Origin of the sequence: Lentzea flava, assembly GCF_014648475.1 — a bacterium.
Lineage (GTDB): Bacteria > Actinomycetota > Actinomycetes > Mycobacteriales > Pseudonocardiaceae > Lentzea > Lentzea flava.
The window spans coordinates 173486-189519 of the sequence record NZ_BMRE01000004.1 but is presented as its reverse complement, the minus strand read 5'-3'; the positions used below and the strand labels follow the sequence as shown (position 1 = coordinate 189519).

The window sequence follows — 16034 nt, the reverse complement described above, 5'->3', positions numbered from 1 at the left end:
CACCGCGCCTCGACGGAGCCGGAATCAGCGAGCTCTAGTCGCCCGGCTTCAGCGCCAGGTACGCCGGACGCAGCAGCTCGACGAGGTCCGACCCGCCCACGGTGATCGGCACACCGTCGAGCTGGTCGAGCACCGCGTCCACGCGCACGACGGCCGTGGGGTCGCCGAGCGAGAGGCTCGTCGCGGTCTGCTTCTGCCAGAACGTGTCGAGGCACTTGGTCAGCGGCGGCGCCTCGTCGCGGACCACCGCGGAACGGGTGGCGCCGCGCAACGTGCGGAGGCGTTCGAGCAGGTCCTCGCGGCTGCGGCCGCGCCAGGCGAAGATCTCGAACGGGTCGTTGTCGAACGACTCGGCCAGCAGGTAGCAGGTGGCGGCGAGGTGTTTGCACGGCACTTCCCAGTCCGGGCAGGTGCAGTCCATCGTCAGCTCGCGGGACGTGGCCGGGAAGAGCTGCAGGCCAAGGGAGGCGAACAGGGTTTCGATGTCCGGCGGCATCTCGCCCGCCAGCAGTTTGGCCGCGTACAGGGCTTGGCCGGCCAGGGCGTGTTCGATGCGCTGCCATTCCGGGGTCGTGAAGGCCTTGATGGCGATGCGCGCCTTGTACGGCGTGGGGCGCGAGCCCTGCACCAACGCGATGACCATGCTCGTCGACAACGACAGGGAGAGGACTTGGCCCTGGCGCGCGTAGTTGCGGCCTCGGGTCAGGCGGCCGCCCATGCCGAACGACTCCAGCACGTCGATGAAGCGGCGTGACCACCAGGTGGCGCCGATGTCGCCGCGCTTGCTGCGGGCCTTGAGGCCGTTGTCGACCTTGATGGTCTTGCCGTAGCGGGGTCCGGACCAGTGTTCACTCACCGACGGCCTCCCCGGAGAGGGTCAGGAGGTCGCGCAGCTGGGCTGTCGACAGCTCGGTGAGCCAGTTCTCGCCGGCGCCGACGACGAGCTGGGCCAGTGCGCGCTTCTCTTCGATCATGGTGTCGATGCGTTCTTCGAGGGTGCCGATGCAGACGAACTTGCGCACCTGCACGTTGCGGCGCTGGCCGATGCGGAACGCGCGGTCGGTCGCCTGGTCCTCGACGGCCGGGTTCCACCAGCGGTCGAGGTGGATCACGTGGTTGGCGGCGGTGAGGTTGAGGCCGGTACCGCCCGCCTTCAGCGACAACAGGAAGAGGGAGGGGCCGTGCTTGTCCTGGAAGCGTTCGACCATGCGGTCGCGTGCAGCCTTGTTCGTGCCGCCGTGCAGGAACATCACCTCGGTGTCGAAGCGCGCGGCCAGGTACGGCACGAGCATGCTGCCGAACTCGGTGAACTGCGTGAAGCACAACGCCTTGTCACCCTCGGCGAGCACTTCCTCGAGCACCTCCTCGAGGCGCGCGAGCTTGCCGGAGCGGCCGGCGACGCGCGAGCCGTCGCCGAGGAAGTGCGCCGGGTGGTTGCAGACCTGTTTGAGCTTCGACATCGTCGCGAGCACCAGGCCCTTGCGCGCGATGCCCTCGGACTCCTCGATCTTCTCCAGCATGTCGTTGACGACGGCCTGGTAGAGCGAGGCCTGTTCGGTGGTGAGGTTGCACAGCTGGCGCATCTCGACCTTGTCCGGCAGGTCGCTGATGATGCGCGGGTCGGTCTTCACGCGGCGGAGCACGAACGGGTTCGTGATCTTGCGCAGGCGGGCGGCGGCGTCCTGGTCGTTGTGGCGTTCGACCGGGACGGCGAAGCGGGCGCGGAACGTGTTGATCGTGCCGAGCACGCCGGGGTTGGCGAAGTCCATGATCGACCACAGCTCGGCGAGCCGGTTCTCCACGGGAGTGCCGGTCAGCGCGACGCGGTGGCGTGCCTTGAGCCTGCGCACCGCCTGGGACTGGCGGGTCGCGCTGTTCTTGATGTTCTGCGCCTCGTCGAGCACCACGCGGTCCCAGGTGAGGTCTTCGAGCGCGTCGGCGTCGCGGGCGGCCAGCGCGTAGGTCGTCAGCACCAGGTCGTGGCTCTCCACGGCCTCGCGCAACGCGTCGCCGTCCAGGCGGTCCGCGCCGTGGTGCACGTGCACCGAGAGTTCCGGGGTGAACCGGGCCGCCTCGCGTTGCCAGTTGCCGACCACCGACATCGGGCAGATCAGCAACGTCGGCGGCCTCTTGCCGTGAGCGCGGTTCAGCGCTTCGAGCGCCAGCAGCTGGACGGTCTTGCCGAGGCCCATGTCGTCCGCGAGGCACGCACCCAGGCCGATCTTGTCGAGGAACGCGAGCCACGCGAGACCGCGTTGCTGGTACGGGCGCAGCTGCGCACCGAAGCCCGGTGGCGGCTCGACGGGTTCGATCTGCTCGTCGGCCTTGCCGGACAACAGGTCCCCGAGCCAGCCGTCGGCCTCGACGGAGGTCAGCGGCAGCGGCAGGCTCTCGTCCTCCTCGGTCAGTCCACTGTGGAGCATGACTTCGGCCGCGGTCATCCGGCCGCCGCCGCGCTTGAGGAAAGCGAGTCCCTCGGCGAGGCGCTTCTGGTCGACCTGCACCCACTGGCCGCGCACCTTCACCAGCGGCACCTTCGCCCTCGCGAGCTCGGCCAGCTCGGCGTCGGTGAGCGTGTCCTCGCCGAGCGCGAGCTCCCACTTGTAGTCCACAATGGACTTCAGGCCGATCTCACTCTCCTTGGCGACGGTTCCGGCCGTGCCGCGGCTCTTCGTCGTGAGCTTGAGGCCCAGCCGCACCCGCTGCTGCCACCACGACGGCAGCAGCACGCCGAACCCCGCCTGCGCCAGCACGGGTGCCGCCGTCAGGAACCGGTACGCGCCCTCTGCGTCGACCTCCATCTCGGCCGGGTGCGAGCCGCGCAACGCCTCGTCGAGGTCGGGGTGCAGCCTGCTCGCCCGCCCGAGATCGGCCAGCAGGTGCTCCTGCGGTGCCGGGATCCAGCGCCGCAGCACGCTGTCGTCCGCGAACCACACCTGGTGCGCGGGCACCAGCACGCTGGGTTCGTCGACGGCCTGCAGCAGGAACTCGACCGCCCACTCGTCCTCGTCGCGCTGTTCGGGCGAGCGCAGCCGGAAGCACGTGCGCACCGGGCTCTCGTTGCCCGCGCTGTCCCGCCAGCGGTCGAGCTGTTCGCGCAGCTCGTAGAGCTCGACCGGGTCCGCGTCGAACACCGGCTCCCCGGTGAGCGCGGCGAGCCAGGCCTCCGCGGTCGTCGCGCGGCCACGACCTTTCGGCGCGAGGACCGTGCCGTTCAGCCGGCTTCTGACCTGCTCGTCGACGGCGGCCGTGAGCGCCGCGCGCACCAGCTCGGCCGGATCGCTGACGATCTCCTCGCACCGGCAGGCGGGCGGCATCGCGGACTGCAGCGCCGCGAACCGCGCCGAGTCCGTGCCCGACAGCACCGGCACCCACCGAGCGACGGCCTGGTCCGGCGCGACCGACGGCAGCACGCGCCCGCGGTCGACGAGATCGGCGGCGAACCCCGCCACGTCGAACACGAACCGTGCCGAGTCGCTCAGCCGCACCTCGGCGCCGGGCTCCGGCCTGGCCGTCAGGCGGACCGTCGGCACGCTCCACTGCCGCAACCCGACCTTGCCGCGCTGCGCCCGCCCCGCCGCCAACGGGTCGCGCACCAGCTCCGGCGACGCCATCGGACCGGAGGAGAACGACGGCAGCAGCAACGCCCGCGTGGTCGTCTTGAGCGCTTCCTGCCCGAGCGCGGCGGCCAGCGACTCGGCCGTCGCCGCGAACGGGTGCGGCGCGTCCCGTCGCGTGCTCTCACTGCGAGCGGGCAGCCCGGAGTCCTCCGCCCACAGCGCGAGTACGCCGTCGGTCGTGCACAGGCCATGCAGTACGAGCACCTTTGAACCCTATGTGCTCACATTGGGCCATGGTCGATGACTCCCCTGTCGTGCTGGACGGTCAGTCCCTCGGTGCCGACGACGTGGTCCGCGTCGCGAGGTACCACGCCCCCGTGGCCCTGCACGCCGACGGACTCGACCGGCTCGAAGCGTCGTGGCGCGCCAGCCAGCGCCTGGTGGTGCGACGGCAGGTCTACGGCCGGACCACCGGCGTCGGCGCGAACCGCGACCAGATCGTCAGCACCGAGGGCTGGGCAGAGCACGGCCTCCGCCTGCTGCGCAGCCACGCGGGTGGCCTCGGCGGAATGCTCCCAGAGGAACAGGTGCGCGCCATGATGGTCGTGCGCCTCAACCAGCTCCTCGCGGGCGGCGCGGGCGTGCGCAGATCCGTGGCCGAGGCCCTGCAGGCCGCTCTGAACAGCAGCTGCTACCCCGGCGTGCACGAGTACGGCGCCATCGGCACCGGCGACCTCACGGCACTGGCCGAGACCGGCCTCACCCTGCTCGGCGAACGCTACTGGCTCGGCTCCACGCAGACCCCCGACCCGATCGAGCTCGACTCGGGCGACGCGCTGGCGTTGATCAGCAGCAACGCCCTGACGATCGGCATGGCTGGCCTCGCCTGGCAGGACGCCCACCAGCTGCTCAAGGCCACTCACGTCGTGGCGGCGCTGTCGTTCCTCGCCGTGGACGGAGCCGTCGAGGCCTACGACGAACGCGTGCACCTCGGCCGCCCCCACCCCGGCCAGGTGGCGGTGGCGGCCGAGATGCGCAGGCTGCTCGGCGAGCCGTCGCGTCCACCCGCCCGCATCCAGGACCCGTTCGGCTACCGCTGCTTCCCGCAGATCCACGGCCCTGCCGTCGACGCCGCCACGGACCTCGCCCGCGTCCTCGACGTCGAGTTCAACGCCGCCGCCGAGAACCCCCTGATCGTCGCCGACCACTTCGGCCCTGAGGACGACGCCGCGTACCACCACGGCGCCTTCCACAGCGCGTACCTCGGTCAGGCGCTCGACCGCCTGCGGTTGTCGATGCTGCACACCGGCCACCTGTCGACCGCCCGCCTCGCCACCCTGGTGGAGCCGAACTTCACGGGCCTGCGCCCGTTCCTCGCCGAGGGCGTGCGCGGCAGCTCGGGCGTGATGATCCTCGAGTACAGCGCCAACTCCGCGCTGGCCGAGGTCCGCACCCTCGCCGAGCCCGCGAGCATCGGCAACGCCGTGGTGTCGCGAGGCCAGGAGGAGAACTCGAGCTTCGCCTTCCAGTCCGCGTCCCAGGCCCTGCGGTCGCTGGGAGCGTTCCGGCTGGTGCTGGCCTGCGAGATCGTCGCCGCCGTGCGCGCGCTGCGGTTGCGCGGGGTCCGGCCGGACACCGCGCCGTTGCAGGCCGCCTTCGAGATGGCGGAGGCGAAGCTCAACCCGGACATGGCCGACCGCCAGCTCAGCCCGGACGTCGAGGTCGCGTCGGGTCTTCTGGACGACTTCGCTTCCTGCTGAGGAAATCTCGGCTTGATCTCCACCTTGGTCGAGCTTTTACGGTGAACACGACCGAAGTGATCGAGACGGGGGAAGTGGTCGTGATGAAGGCTGTCCGCGTGCACGAGTTCGGTGGACCCGAGGTGCTGCGCGTCGACGAGATTCCTGAGCCGGTGGCAGGTCCAGGACAGGTGGTGGTCGGCATGACCGTCGCCGACGTGATCTTCCTCGACACGCTGTTGCGCAGCGGCTGGGGCGGCGAGTTCTTCCCGCGCCATCCTCCGTACGTGCCCGGCGGTGGCGGCGCAGGACACGTGCTGTCGGTCGGCGAGGGCGTGGATCCGGCCTGGCTCGGCCGTCACGTCATCGGCCGCGGACCCGAGGGCTACGCGGAACAGGTCGTCTTCGCGGCCGACGAGATCGTCGCGGTCCCTGACGGCCTGGGCTCGGCCGAGGCAGCGGCCATGCTCCACGACGGAGCCACCGCGGTGAACCTCTCCCGCCGGGTGAAGGTCGAGCAGGGCGACTGGGTCCTGATAGCGGCGGCCGCCGGCGGCGCGGGTTCGCTGCTGGTGCAACTGATGCGCGACGCCGGCGCACGCGTCGTCGCCGCCGCTCGCGGCGAACGCAAACTCGCCCTGGCCCGCGAGCTGGGCGCGGAGGTGACCGTCGACTACTCGCTCGACGGCTGGCAGGACCAGGTCCGGGCCGCGGCCGGCGACATCGGCGTGGCGTTCGACGGCGCGGGAGGAGCTCTCGGCAGGGCGACGTTCGACCTCGTGGCCAGCGGCGGCCGCTTCGTCACCTACGGCAGCTCGGACGGCTTCGCCGACATCGATCCCTCGGTGGCGAGCCGTCGGCAGGTGCACGTTGACAACATGCTCGCCACAGCCCCGGACCCCGCGACCGTGCGAGAACACCTCACGGAGGCACTCGCCCTCACCGCGCAGGGCCGGATCCGTCCGGTGATCAGCGCGACGTACCCGTTGGCGGAGGCCGAAAAGGCGCACACGTCACTCGAGCAACGCACCACGCTCGGCAAGTCGCTGCTGCTCATCTGACGCCAAAACGCCCTCGGGCACCTCCACCCGATGTGATGATCCTCTTCATGGGTCTCGCACACGATGAACTCGGCTCCGGCGCACCCCTGCTGGTCGTACCCGGCGGCCCGCTGCTCGCCCCGTCGTACCTGGGCGACCTCGGCGGGCTCCCCGCGCGCCTGCACCTGCTGCACCTGCGGGGCACCGGCAGGTCCGGCCCCGCAGACCCGGCAGAGCTGCGCTTCGACCTGCACGTCGACGACGTCGAGGCCCACCGCGCCCACGCCGGCCTCGACCCGGTGGACGTGCTCGCGCACTCGGCGGGCGCGGCCATCGCGATCCGGTACGCCCTGCGCTACCCGTCGCACGTGCGGCGGCTGGTGCTCGTGACGCCCAGCCTCCGCTCCCTCGGCCGCGGCCCGGACCTGGCGCAGCTGCGGGCCGTCGCGGAGTCCCGGTCGGACGAGCCCTGGTACCCAGCGATCAAGGAGGCGCTCGAGGCCGTGCTCGCCGGCAGTGTCGAGGGGAGTGACTGGGCCGTGATGACTCCTTTCTTCTACGCGCGGTGGGACGACGCGGCTCAGGAACACGCCCGCGCGTCCGAGGCCACCCGGCTGCCCAACGCGGCGGCCGCCTACTACGCGGCCGGTGCGCCGGTCGCGACGCCGGAGGAACTGGCCGAGCTGGACGTGCCGGTGTTGATGCTGGCCGGTGGGGTCGACTCCTTCCCCTCGCCCGCTGCGGCGCAGGAGGTGGCTCAGCTGTTCCGGCGTTGCAGCGTCGTGGTGCAGACCGGTGCCGGGCACTACCCGTGGCAGGACGACCCGGCGTTCTTCCGGAACGCCATTGGCGGTTTTCTGGCCGACTGACGGCGAACGGTGGAGCAGGCAGCACGCCGGACGGGCTGGGTCAGGACTGGCGGGGCAGGGCCTGGACTGGCAGAGCTGGCCGGGCCGGGCCGGGCCGGGCTGGGCTGGGCTGGAGGGACAGGGCTGAGCTCGGCTGGCGGAGCTGGACTGGCACGGCGGGCCGGGCCGGGCTGGCTGGGCTGGCCGGAGTGGGCTGACGGGGGCAGAGCTGAGCTGGGCTGGCAGGCCGAACTCGGCTGGCAGGGCTGAGCTGGGCCGGCGGTGCGGCGCTGGATTGGCTGGGCTGGCAGTGTCAGGCCGCACAGGCAGGCACGGCCGGGCAGACACGGCCGGGCAGACAGAGCTTGGCTGGCTGGACAGGTCGGGCGTTTGTCGCCGCCCGGTGGAGCGAGCAGCTCGGCGCTCCCCGCACACCACCGCCGGTGCCGCACCCCCTGTTCCAGGCGCGGCCTTCGCGTCCCGTGCGGCTCGGCGTTCCGGGCCGGGTGGCCGGGGTGCGCCGCCATCCCCGGTGCGGCGCATCCCGGCCTGGGCCGGTCCGGGGCGTCAGCCGCCCGCCACCGACGGCAGGATCTGGATCTCGGCGCCCGCCGGGAGCGGGGTGGCCGGGCCCGCCAGGCGGCGGCACTCCTCGCCGTTGACGTAGAAGTTCACGTAGCGGCGTAAGGCGGAGCGTTCGTCGCGCAGGCGGCGGTCCAGGGCCGGGTAGGTGTCGGCCAGGACGTCCAGGGCCGTGCCCAGGGTGGCGGGCTCCGGGACGTCGACGTCCAGGTGTGCGGCGCCGTCCGTCGCGGTGCGGAGGACGCCCGGGATCAGGACCGTCACCTTCACGTCGGGATCACCGCTGCCCGCACCGACATCACGTCCGGCAGGTGGGCCGCCACCTGGTGCCACGTCTCGCCCTCGTCCGGGCTCGCGTAGACCTCGCCTGAGCGGGAGCCGAAGTAGACGCCGGGGACCTCGGCGTTGTCGGTGCACATCGCGTCGCGCATCACGGCGGTCCAGAAGTTGTCGGGCAGGCCGGTGCCCAGCGCCTCCCAGGTCTTGCCCGCGTCGCGGGAGCGGTAGACGCGGCACTTGCCCTCCGGTGGGAAGCGGCGGCCGTCCGCCTCGATCGGGAACGTGAAGATCGTGTCCGGGTCGTTCGGGTGGACGACCATGGCGAAGCCGAAGTCGGTGGGCAGGCCGTCCGCGATGGACTGCCAGGAGTCGCCGCCGTCGTCGCTGCGGTAGACGCCGTGGTGGTTCTGGGCGTAGAAGCGCGACGGCGAGGACGGGTGCTGGGCCACCTTGTGCACGCACTGGCCGAACTCCGGCCACGGGTCGGGGAAGAAGTACGCCTTGATGCCCTTGTTGCAGGCCTCCCAGGACTTGCCGCCGTCTGACGTGCGGTAGACGCCGCCGGTCGACATCGCGACCAGCACCCGGTCCGGGTCGGACGGGTGGGGGACGATCGTGTGGACCGCCTGGCCGCCGGCACCTCCCTCCCACTCCGGGCGGTGCGGGTGGTTCCAGAGACCTTCCACGAACTCGAACGAGCGGCCGCCGTCCGTCGACTTGAACAGGGCGGAGGGCTGCGTGCCCGCCCACACCACGCCCGGCTGCGAAGCCGGGGCCGGTTGGAGCTGCCACACGCGCTCCAGAGCGGCGTCGTCCACCGGGAACGCGATCGGCGGCGAGGAGGACTCCTCCCAGGTGGCCCCGAGATCGTCCGAAATGGACACACCCGGCCCGAAGTGCGGCGACGACACGCCGGTCAGCAGGCGCAGACCGGAGCGGGTGTCGAAGGCGACCGCGTACACCTCCTGCATCGCGTGGTGCGGCCCGTCGACCTCCCAGGTGACCCGATCCTCGCTGCGGGCGAGCCACAGCCCCTTGCGCGTCCCGATCGCCACGACCACCGTCATCTCAACCTGACCTCCCTGTGGAAGATGTGATGCGGAGCACGTTACGCCGGGGGTCTGACAATTTCCGGGCGTGCGGGAAACCCCACGTAGACCCGCAAGTTACTCACTGGTAGCGTCCGAACGGAGACGAAGGAGGCGCCAGTGCTGCTCGACCCGAACCACTACGACCCCGCCCACCTCGACGACGAGACCCGCCGCCTGCTCAGGGCGACGATCGACTGGTTCGAGGCCCGCGGCAAGCGGCAGCTGATCGCGGACGCGCAGGACAGGGTCTGGTACACGGAGTTCCTGGACTTCGCGAAGCGGGAGAAGCTCTTCGCCACCTTCTGCACGCCCGCGAGCGTCGACCCCACCAAGCGCTGGGACGCCGCCCGCAACGCCGCGTTCAGCGAGGTGCTCGGGTTCTACGGCCTGCAGTACTGGTACGCCTGGCAGGTCACGGTGCTCGGCCTCGGACCTATCTGGATGAGCGGCAACTCCGAGGCCAAGCAGAAGGCGGCCGCCCTCCTCGACAGCGGCGCGGTCTTCGCGTTCGGCCTCTCCGAGAAGGAGCACGGCGCCGACGTCTACAACACCGACATGATCGTCACGAAGACCGATGACGGTTACCGCGCCAACGGCAGCAAGTACTACATCGGCAACGGCAACGTCGCCGGCATGGTCAGCGTGTTCGGCAAGATCGACGACGAGTACGTCTTCTTCGCCGTCGACAGCCAGCACGAGAACTTCAAGCTCGTCAAGAACGTCGTCGACAGCCAGATGTTCGTGAGCGAGTTCCGCCTGGAGGACTACCCGCTCACCGAAGCGGACATCCTGCACCGCGGCCCCGACGCCTTCTCCGCCGCGCTGAACACCGTCAACGTCGGCAAGTTCAACCTCTGCACGGCCAGCATCGGCATTTGCGAGCACTCCTTCTACGAGGCGATCACCCACGCCCACAACCGGATCCTCTACGGCAACCCGGTCACGGATTTCCCGCACGTGCGCCAGAACTTCGTCGACGCGTACGCGCGCCTGGCCGCGATGAAGCTCTTCGCCGACCGCAGCGTCGACTACTTCCGCAGCGCCAACGAGAACGACCGCCGCTACCTCCTCTTCAACCCCATCACCAAGATGAAGGTCACGAGCGAGGGCGAGCACGTCATCGACCTGCTCTGGGACGTCATCGCCGCCAAGGGTTTCGAGAAGGACACCTACTTCACCCGCGCCACGGCCGACATCCGCGCGCTGCCCAAGCTCGAGGGCACCGTGCACGTCAACCTGGCCCTGGTGCTGAAGTTCATGCCGAACTACCTCTTCAACCCCAAGGCCTACGACGAGGTCCCCACCCGCCACGACGCGAGCGACGACGACTTCTTCTGGCACCAGGGCCCCGCGCGCGGCCTCGGCAAGATCCAGTTCCACGACTGGGAGCCGATCTACACCGAGCACGCCCACCTGCCGAACGTCGCGCTGTTCCACGAGCAGGCCAGGGCCATCAAGACCCTGCTCACCACCGCCGCCCCGGACGAGAAGCAGCAGCAGGACCTCGACTTCCTGCTGAACCTGGGCCACCTCTTCACGCTGGTCGTCTACGGCCAGCTGGTGCTGGAGCAGGCCAAGATCACCGGCACCGACCAGAACGTCCTCGACCAGATCTTCGACGTCCTGGTCCGCGACTTCGCCGGTTACGCGACCGCACTGCACGGCAAGGCCAGCAGCACCGAGGCCCAGCAGCAGTGGGCCGTGAGCCAGATCCGCAAGCCGCACGTCGACCCTGCCCGCTTCGACGCCGTCTGGCAGCAGGTCGTCGCGCTGTCCGGCCAGTACGAGATGCGCCCGTAGCCAAACGGGGCACAAGGGGGCAAAGCGACAGCTTTGCCCCCTTGACGCATAGGTTCCACAAACGTTTTCATTGATCGCCGCCGCTCTCCTCGGACAAGGAGCGCGTGCACGTGACCCACAGATGGCGCACCGCCGCGGTGGCAACCCTCATCGCCGCCGGATCCCTCATCGCACCCCAAGCCGCGGCCAAGGACGACGGCCTCGCCCTGACGCCCCCGATGGGCTTCAACAACTGGAACACCACGCACTGCCGCAACGACTTCAACGAAGAGATGGTCAAGGCCATCGCCGACATCTTCGTCAGCAAGGGCCTGAAGGACGCGGGCTACCAGTACGTCAACATCGACGACTGCTGGGCGCTGCCCCAACGCGACGGCAACGGCGACCTCGTCCCCCACCGGGTGCGCTTTCCCAACGGCATCAAGCACGTCGCCGACTACGTGCACGCCAAGGGCCTCAAGTTCGGCATCTACACCAGCGCCGGCACCAAGACGTGCAACAAGGACAGCGGCTTTCCCGGCGCCCTCGGCCACGAGGAGCAGGACGCGAAGCTCTTCGCGTCGTGGGGCGTCGACTACCTCAAGTACGACATGTGACGCAGCGGATGGCCTAACAGGCGCGATGAACACTGGCAAGTGCTCTGACCTGCTGGTTTGTTCTCGTTGGGTCCGGTTCCATCCGGCCGCTTTTGAACGTCCCACGGCCTGGCGACAGCCTGGGCCTCCAGCTCGTAGACGCCCCACATGGCGAGCTGTCCGGGCTGGGCCTGGTGGCGGCGGTTCTTCATGGTCAGCGCTCCTGCGGTCGAGGTCCTCGGCTTGAGTGGGGCGGGTGGCTGCTCACCCCCGCTTCCACGACCCTGGCCGCAGTTAGCACGGTGACGGTGGTGTCAAGGGTGGGCCTTGGCCCATCGCGGTAGCGACGCCGTAGGCGCCTTTGATACCGGCGTCACCGTGTTAAAGGATCTGGCCCCCGTGGGAGTAGACAGCGTGTGAGCTGCAGGTTTGCAGGCAATTCCGCAGCGCTAAACAATCTGGCTCCAGGGGAACGGGCCACTTGAACGTCCTTAGCCGCGAACACGTGATGAGTGCCGACCGGCTGCAGCGCCTGACATGCCGCTGCCACCTTGGCTCGCCGGACTGTCCAGTGGTACACCATAGAGATCATCTTTCACGCCGACGAGGGCTCGACGGAATCGGTGGACGGCTAAGAGGATGCCTGGGGCCGGATCGTCGGCTGTGACATCCCTCTGCGACAAGGAAGTTAGTTCACCTCATGCGTGCTCTGTCCACACTGGCCATGCTAGGCGCATCGGTAGCGTCAGCGCTGCTGGCTGCACCCGCTGCGCACGGCTCTCCCATCGACCGTGTCAGCGATACCGGAACTGCCGGCACCGGTGCCGCTTCGTTGACTGGCCCGATCATAGTTCCGATCGAAGCGAACCGTCTTGGCGAAGGCGCAGCCCAGGGCGCGGCTCAGAACGCCGCTCAGCACGTCAACGCCAACGTTTGTGATGTGGCTGCCGACGTCGGCGTGCTGGGCTCGCCGACCGCCCCCATTGGCGGGAAGACTACGGAGTGCGACGCCGCGCGGTTGGGGGCGTCGGTCCTCGGTCTGCGGTAGCAACACCCATCTGGGCATTGTGCGGCGGAAGACTCGTCGCGTGCTCTTCTCTGGCATGACGCCACGGAGCCCTGAGCGATCAGCGGGGCTCCGTGCTGGGGCCGGGTCGTGGTGCCTGTCAGCGGCCAGTCGGGATTCCCCGCGGACGGCCACCCACGGACGGCCAGTTGGATTCCCCGCTGGCGGCCAGTTTCACGATCAGTGGTCGCAGCAGGTTCGTCGACGCCGCGGCCATGCAAGTCATGCCGCGACTTTGATCGCGCCTGGACCGCCAGCACGCGCGGCGCGGTGGCGCAGAGAGCCGTCAATGCCAAGGTCGTGGGATCACCGTGCTGCGAGCGACAAGACCGCTTTGCAAGCTCGGCGGCGTTGTAAGAACGCGTTCTCGATAACGGTGATCGCGGCCAGTCTCCTCTTGACGAGAACGCCCTCTTCTGCCGAATTGAGGTTGTTCGTGACGCGGCGATCATCTGCGATCTGCAGGCCGTGCTGACCGGCCTCGCGGCTGGCGACGTGAGTACGAACCGTGCGGCCGCTGGCTGTGGCCGTATCGATCTGATGTGGTCGCAGACGTTCGTCTTCTGTGACTACACCTGTCGTACGAAGCCTGTCTCAGAAGGCCCTTCGGAAGGCAGCTCGCCGGGCTCCCACGGCAATCCTCTGAGAAGCACACGCGTCACGTCACGGACCGCCGCGCCGACCGGGACTGCCGGCCGTTGGGAGGTGGTTGGATGGTCCCATGCCATTGACACCGCCGGATTTCGACCGGCTACTCGTCCCTGGCACCAGGGTCGACACCGTGTCCGGATCGGGGATCGTCGCCGAACCGCTGCGCACCGAGCTGTCGCTGCCCTCGGGCGAGGTGGTTGCCTCGGAATGGCGCTGGGAGCCGATCGGGTTCACCGAAACCGCACCGCCCGGCCGCTACCCGGTGCTGCTCCACCCGCTGGTGCTCGACGGCGGAGAGACGCAGGCTCCGATTCCGCTGGCGGTGCGGTTGATCATCCGCGACCAGCCGGTGGCGTCCTGGACCATGGCGCTGCTGCCCGGCCAGGACCCCGCCGAGTTGAGCGAGAAGGGCTTCTACGGTTTTCCAGTGGACGGCGGCGAGGGCAGCTTGATCGACGCACAGTACCTCCGCGAGCTGCACGAGACCGGCACGTACCGCGAATTTGTCGACACCGCCAAGATCGACCTCGGCTTCGGTGAGCTGCTGGAGCCGTACGAGGACGAGGACGGTCGCCAGACGGTGGGGTTCACCATCGGCTGCGATGGCGCCTATCCAACCTGGATCGGCCACACCGCGGATGGTGATCTCGCCTGTTACGTGATTGATCTGCTGGAGTTCGGCCAGCGAATCTGAGGATCCTGGCACAGTCGCAACTCAGCACCGCACCGGCTCCGGATCACCCAGAATCGGGTGCGGTTGACCGGTCACCGGCCGATCTCCCGGCGGCCGACCTCGGCACCACACTCATGGGCCACCTCCGTCAGGCGCGCGCACAGCTCAGGTACTGGTCGGCGCCAGAACCGCACTGAGCACCGAATGTCGGCTTCTGCCGCTGAGCGGTCGTTCAGGAACGCCGCGGCGGCCCAACGGACCGCGTAATAACCCGTTCCACTTCCGCGCTGGTGTTGGTTGGTCCCAAGACTGGCGAAATGGTGGTCCCTCGGCCTCAGCAAAGACAGACCGAAGCCACTCCAGCCGATGGGCGGGCAGCTCTCCGCGGGCTAAGGCCACGTCGGCCGAGAGCAACGCTACGTAACCGGGTGCATGGCCAGATAGCTCCCCACTAACTGGCCGCCAGCGGGGAGTTCAAACTGGCCACCAACAGGTGCCGGTGGGTTGCGTCTCGGTGAGCTGCGGCGGGAGTGGTGGGTGTAGTGGGCGCTGGCCCTGGTGCTCGTTGCCGATTCGGGCTCCGAGAGTTGCGCGCCGTCTGCGGTGGCGCTGCCGACCATCGGCGTTGCTGTGCCAGCCCGGCCGCCGGGCCGGAGCGAAGCGGGAGGCCCGGCAGTGCCGGGAACGGCGCGGGCGTTGCTGCCAAGGTGACCGGCACTGCGCACCGCCGCAGGCGGCGTGCCTTGATCCCATAAAGCGCTCACCACGCGGGCCGTCGCCTATCTCCGCGGCGCTCGACCACCCGGACCACCACCCGTGCCACCAGCGGCAACACCGGTCACAGTCGAGCGGATCGTCTCCAGCAGCGGCGGCATCATGGTCGCCCGCCAACGCGTCCAGGTCGGCCGCAACCACGCCCGCAAAGTCCTGGCGGTGACGATCGACGAGACCACCATCCACGTCCACGACGGCCCACGCCTGCTGGTCACAGCACCCCGTACCACCACCCTCGTGGTCACGCACAAGCGGGCACAACATCACTAGATTGGCTAGGTCCGACGTCAAGGATCAGGTGAAGCCGAATCGTCAACCATCACCTGAAGCCCGACAATCGACCCCTTTAACAGGCACCGGCCCCTGACGCGAAGGCGCGGGCAAGGCTCGATTCCATCCTTGGCTCGTGCAGAGCATGCCGTCATCGCCGCGCACCTCATGGCGTACACAGCCATCAAGACTGGTCAGCGGGAGTGCGGCCGAACCACTGCGGACATAAACGGCATTGACGGGGCCAGAACCATCACACCTAGCGCCATCGCCGCATGCTCCTCAAAAATGGCTTCAGGATAATTTCCTGCAAGGTAGCGGAAAATGTCAAATTGGGTTCTTCTTTTGGGTTCCGAAGGTGGCGGGGAATCTGGCTAGTTGGAATCGTCACGACGGCACTGACACCAAGTCCAACGGGAAGTCGCATTTGAGATCCTGCAGATACCGTGGTGGCCCCTTTAGGAATACCCATGACCGTTCCAGTAACCCAAATAGACGCCGGATCGCTTGCAGTGTGGTAAACCTCAAGAGCTACACCCTGCCCGACGTCGAGGTAGTCAAACCCGATCTGGACCGCCCTGATATCCTTGGCCTCCTCCCGGAAGTCAGTTGTCACGCAATTCGTAGGCCGCGACTGGCGAGCAATAGCTAGGTTCAAGATGACACTGCCGTCAGGTATGGTGAGCATGATTGGATCCGACAGAACGACGTCGGTGCCTTTTACAACTCCCCGCCCTCGTCGCCAGATCCAGACTGCACTTTGAGTGACACGCTCGACTGACCGGCCATCGTAAAGCACGGAAATTCGATCGCTGTCTGGAGTAGCAATTATTGTGGTTCCCGAAGCCTGCACGAGCAGGCGTGGCCCCCGTGCGAACCACCAAGCGAATATAAGTCCTAGGATGGTCGATAGCAGACCCAGCGCAAGCCCGACGGGTACCCAGCCGGGAGACGACCAGTCGTTAAGCATCGGGAGATTGTCGCAGCAGCTGGCCGTTCCGCAGTCACCCAAATGAGGGTATCGCAAATTTCATGTCACTTGGCTCGCCTCAACCGCACGCACCAAGGGCGCAGCTGCCCGCCCTA

General features: G+C 68.7%; 11 protein-coding genes and 1 pseudogene. 7 read left to right on the top strand and 5 right to left on the bottom strand.

Annotated elements, in window-relative coordinates; translation table 11 throughout:
• Positions 1-34 precede the first annotated feature (34 nt).
• Positions 35-856 (bottom strand): SWIM zinc finger family protein, encoded by an 822-nt coding sequence (locus IEZ09_RS09110; RefSeq protein ID WP_189253147.1) that lies wholly within the window; start codon positions 854-856, stop codon positions 35-37.
• Positions 849-3824, bottom strand: a complete 2976-nt coding sequence (locus IEZ09_RS09105; RefSeq protein ID WP_189253146.1) for a DEAD/DEAH box helicase — start codon at positions 3822-3824, stop codon at positions 849-851. The genes IEZ09_RS09110 and IEZ09_RS09105 overlap by 8 nt, the downstream gene beginning before the upstream one ends.
• Before the next feature lie 29 nt (positions 3825-3853).
• Between IEZ09_RS09105 and IEZ09_RS09100 the strand changes: the two genes are divergently transcribed.
• Genes IEZ09_RS09100 through IEZ09_RS09090 form a run of 3 tightly spaced genes read left to right on the top strand, consistent with a single transcriptional unit; the run spans position 3854 to position 7208 of the window.
• Positions 3854-5320 carry an aromatic amino acid ammonia-lyase gene (locus IEZ09_RS09100; RefSeq protein ID WP_229812380.1) on the top strand — a complete coding sequence of 489 codons (1467 nt, stop codon included), beginning with the start codon at positions 3854-3856 and terminating at the stop codon, positions 5318-5320.
• Between the two features lie 41 nt (positions 5321-5361).
• Complete coding sequence (locus IEZ09_RS09095) at positions 5362-6360, top strand: zinc-binding dehydrogenase (RefSeq protein WP_229812379.1); 999 nt, start codon at positions 5362-5364, stop codon at positions 6358-6360.
• A 47-nt stretch (positions 6361-6407) separates the two neighbouring features.
• A complete protein-coding gene (locus IEZ09_RS09090; protein WP_229812378.1) occupies positions 6408-7208 on the top strand; it encodes an alpha/beta fold hydrolase in 801 nt (266 codons plus the stop codon).
• A gap of 546 nt (positions 7209-7754) precedes the next feature.
• Here the strand turns inward: IEZ09_RS09090 and IEZ09_RS09085 are convergent.
• Together IEZ09_RS09085 and IEZ09_RS09080 are read right to left on the bottom strand one after the other, a co-directional pair.
• Positions 7755-8039 (bottom strand): MoaD/ThiS family protein, encoded by a 285-nt coding sequence (locus IEZ09_RS09085; protein ID WP_189253143.1) that lies wholly within the window; start codon positions 8037-8039, stop codon positions 7755-7757.
• On the bottom strand, positions 8036-9115 hold the full coding sequence (locus IEZ09_RS09080) for a WD40/YVTN/BNR-like repeat-containing protein (RefSeq protein ID WP_189253142.1): 1080 nt from the start codon (positions 9113-9115) through the stop codon (positions 8036-8038). Before IEZ09_RS09080 ends, IEZ09_RS09085 begins: the two co-directional genes overlap by 4 nt.
• 141 nt (positions 9116-9256) lie before the next feature.
• On the opposite strand from IEZ09_RS09080, the gene IEZ09_RS09075 reads away from it, so the two are divergent.
• From IEZ09_RS09075 to IEZ09_RS09060, 4 genes and pseudogenes are all read left to right on the top strand, one after another.
• A complete protein-coding gene (locus IEZ09_RS09075) occupies positions 9257-10939 on the top strand; it encodes an acyl-CoA dehydrogenase family protein (protein ID WP_189253141.1) in 1683 nt (560 codons plus the stop codon).
• A gap of 218 nt (positions 10940-11157) precedes the next feature.
• Positions 11158-11529 (top strand): annotated as a pseudogene (locus IEZ09_RS09070) (glycoside hydrolase family 27 protein); the annotation flags it as partial.
• Between the two features lie 1772 nt (positions 11530-13301).
• Positions 13302-13925 (top strand): DUF4241 domain-containing protein, encoded by a 624-nt coding sequence (locus tag IEZ09_RS09065; protein WP_189253140.1) that lies wholly within the window; start codon positions 13302-13304, stop codon positions 13923-13925.
• A gap of 795 nt (positions 13926-14720) precedes the next feature.
• Positions 14721-14948 carry a hypothetical protein gene (locus IEZ09_RS09060; RefSeq protein ID WP_189253264.1) on the top strand — a complete coding sequence of 76 codons (228 nt, stop codon included), beginning with the start codon at positions 14721-14723 and terminating at the stop codon, positions 14946-14948.
• 259 nt (positions 14949-15207) lie between these two features.
• Here IEZ09_RS09060 and IEZ09_RS09055 read toward each other — a convergent pair whose 3' ends face one another.
• Positions 15208-15918: a hypothetical protein gene (locus IEZ09_RS09055; RefSeq protein ID WP_189253139.1), complete on the bottom strand. Its 711-nt coding sequence runs from the start codon at positions 15916-15918 to the stop codon at positions 15208-15210.
• Positions 15919-16034: the final 116 nt, after the last annotated feature.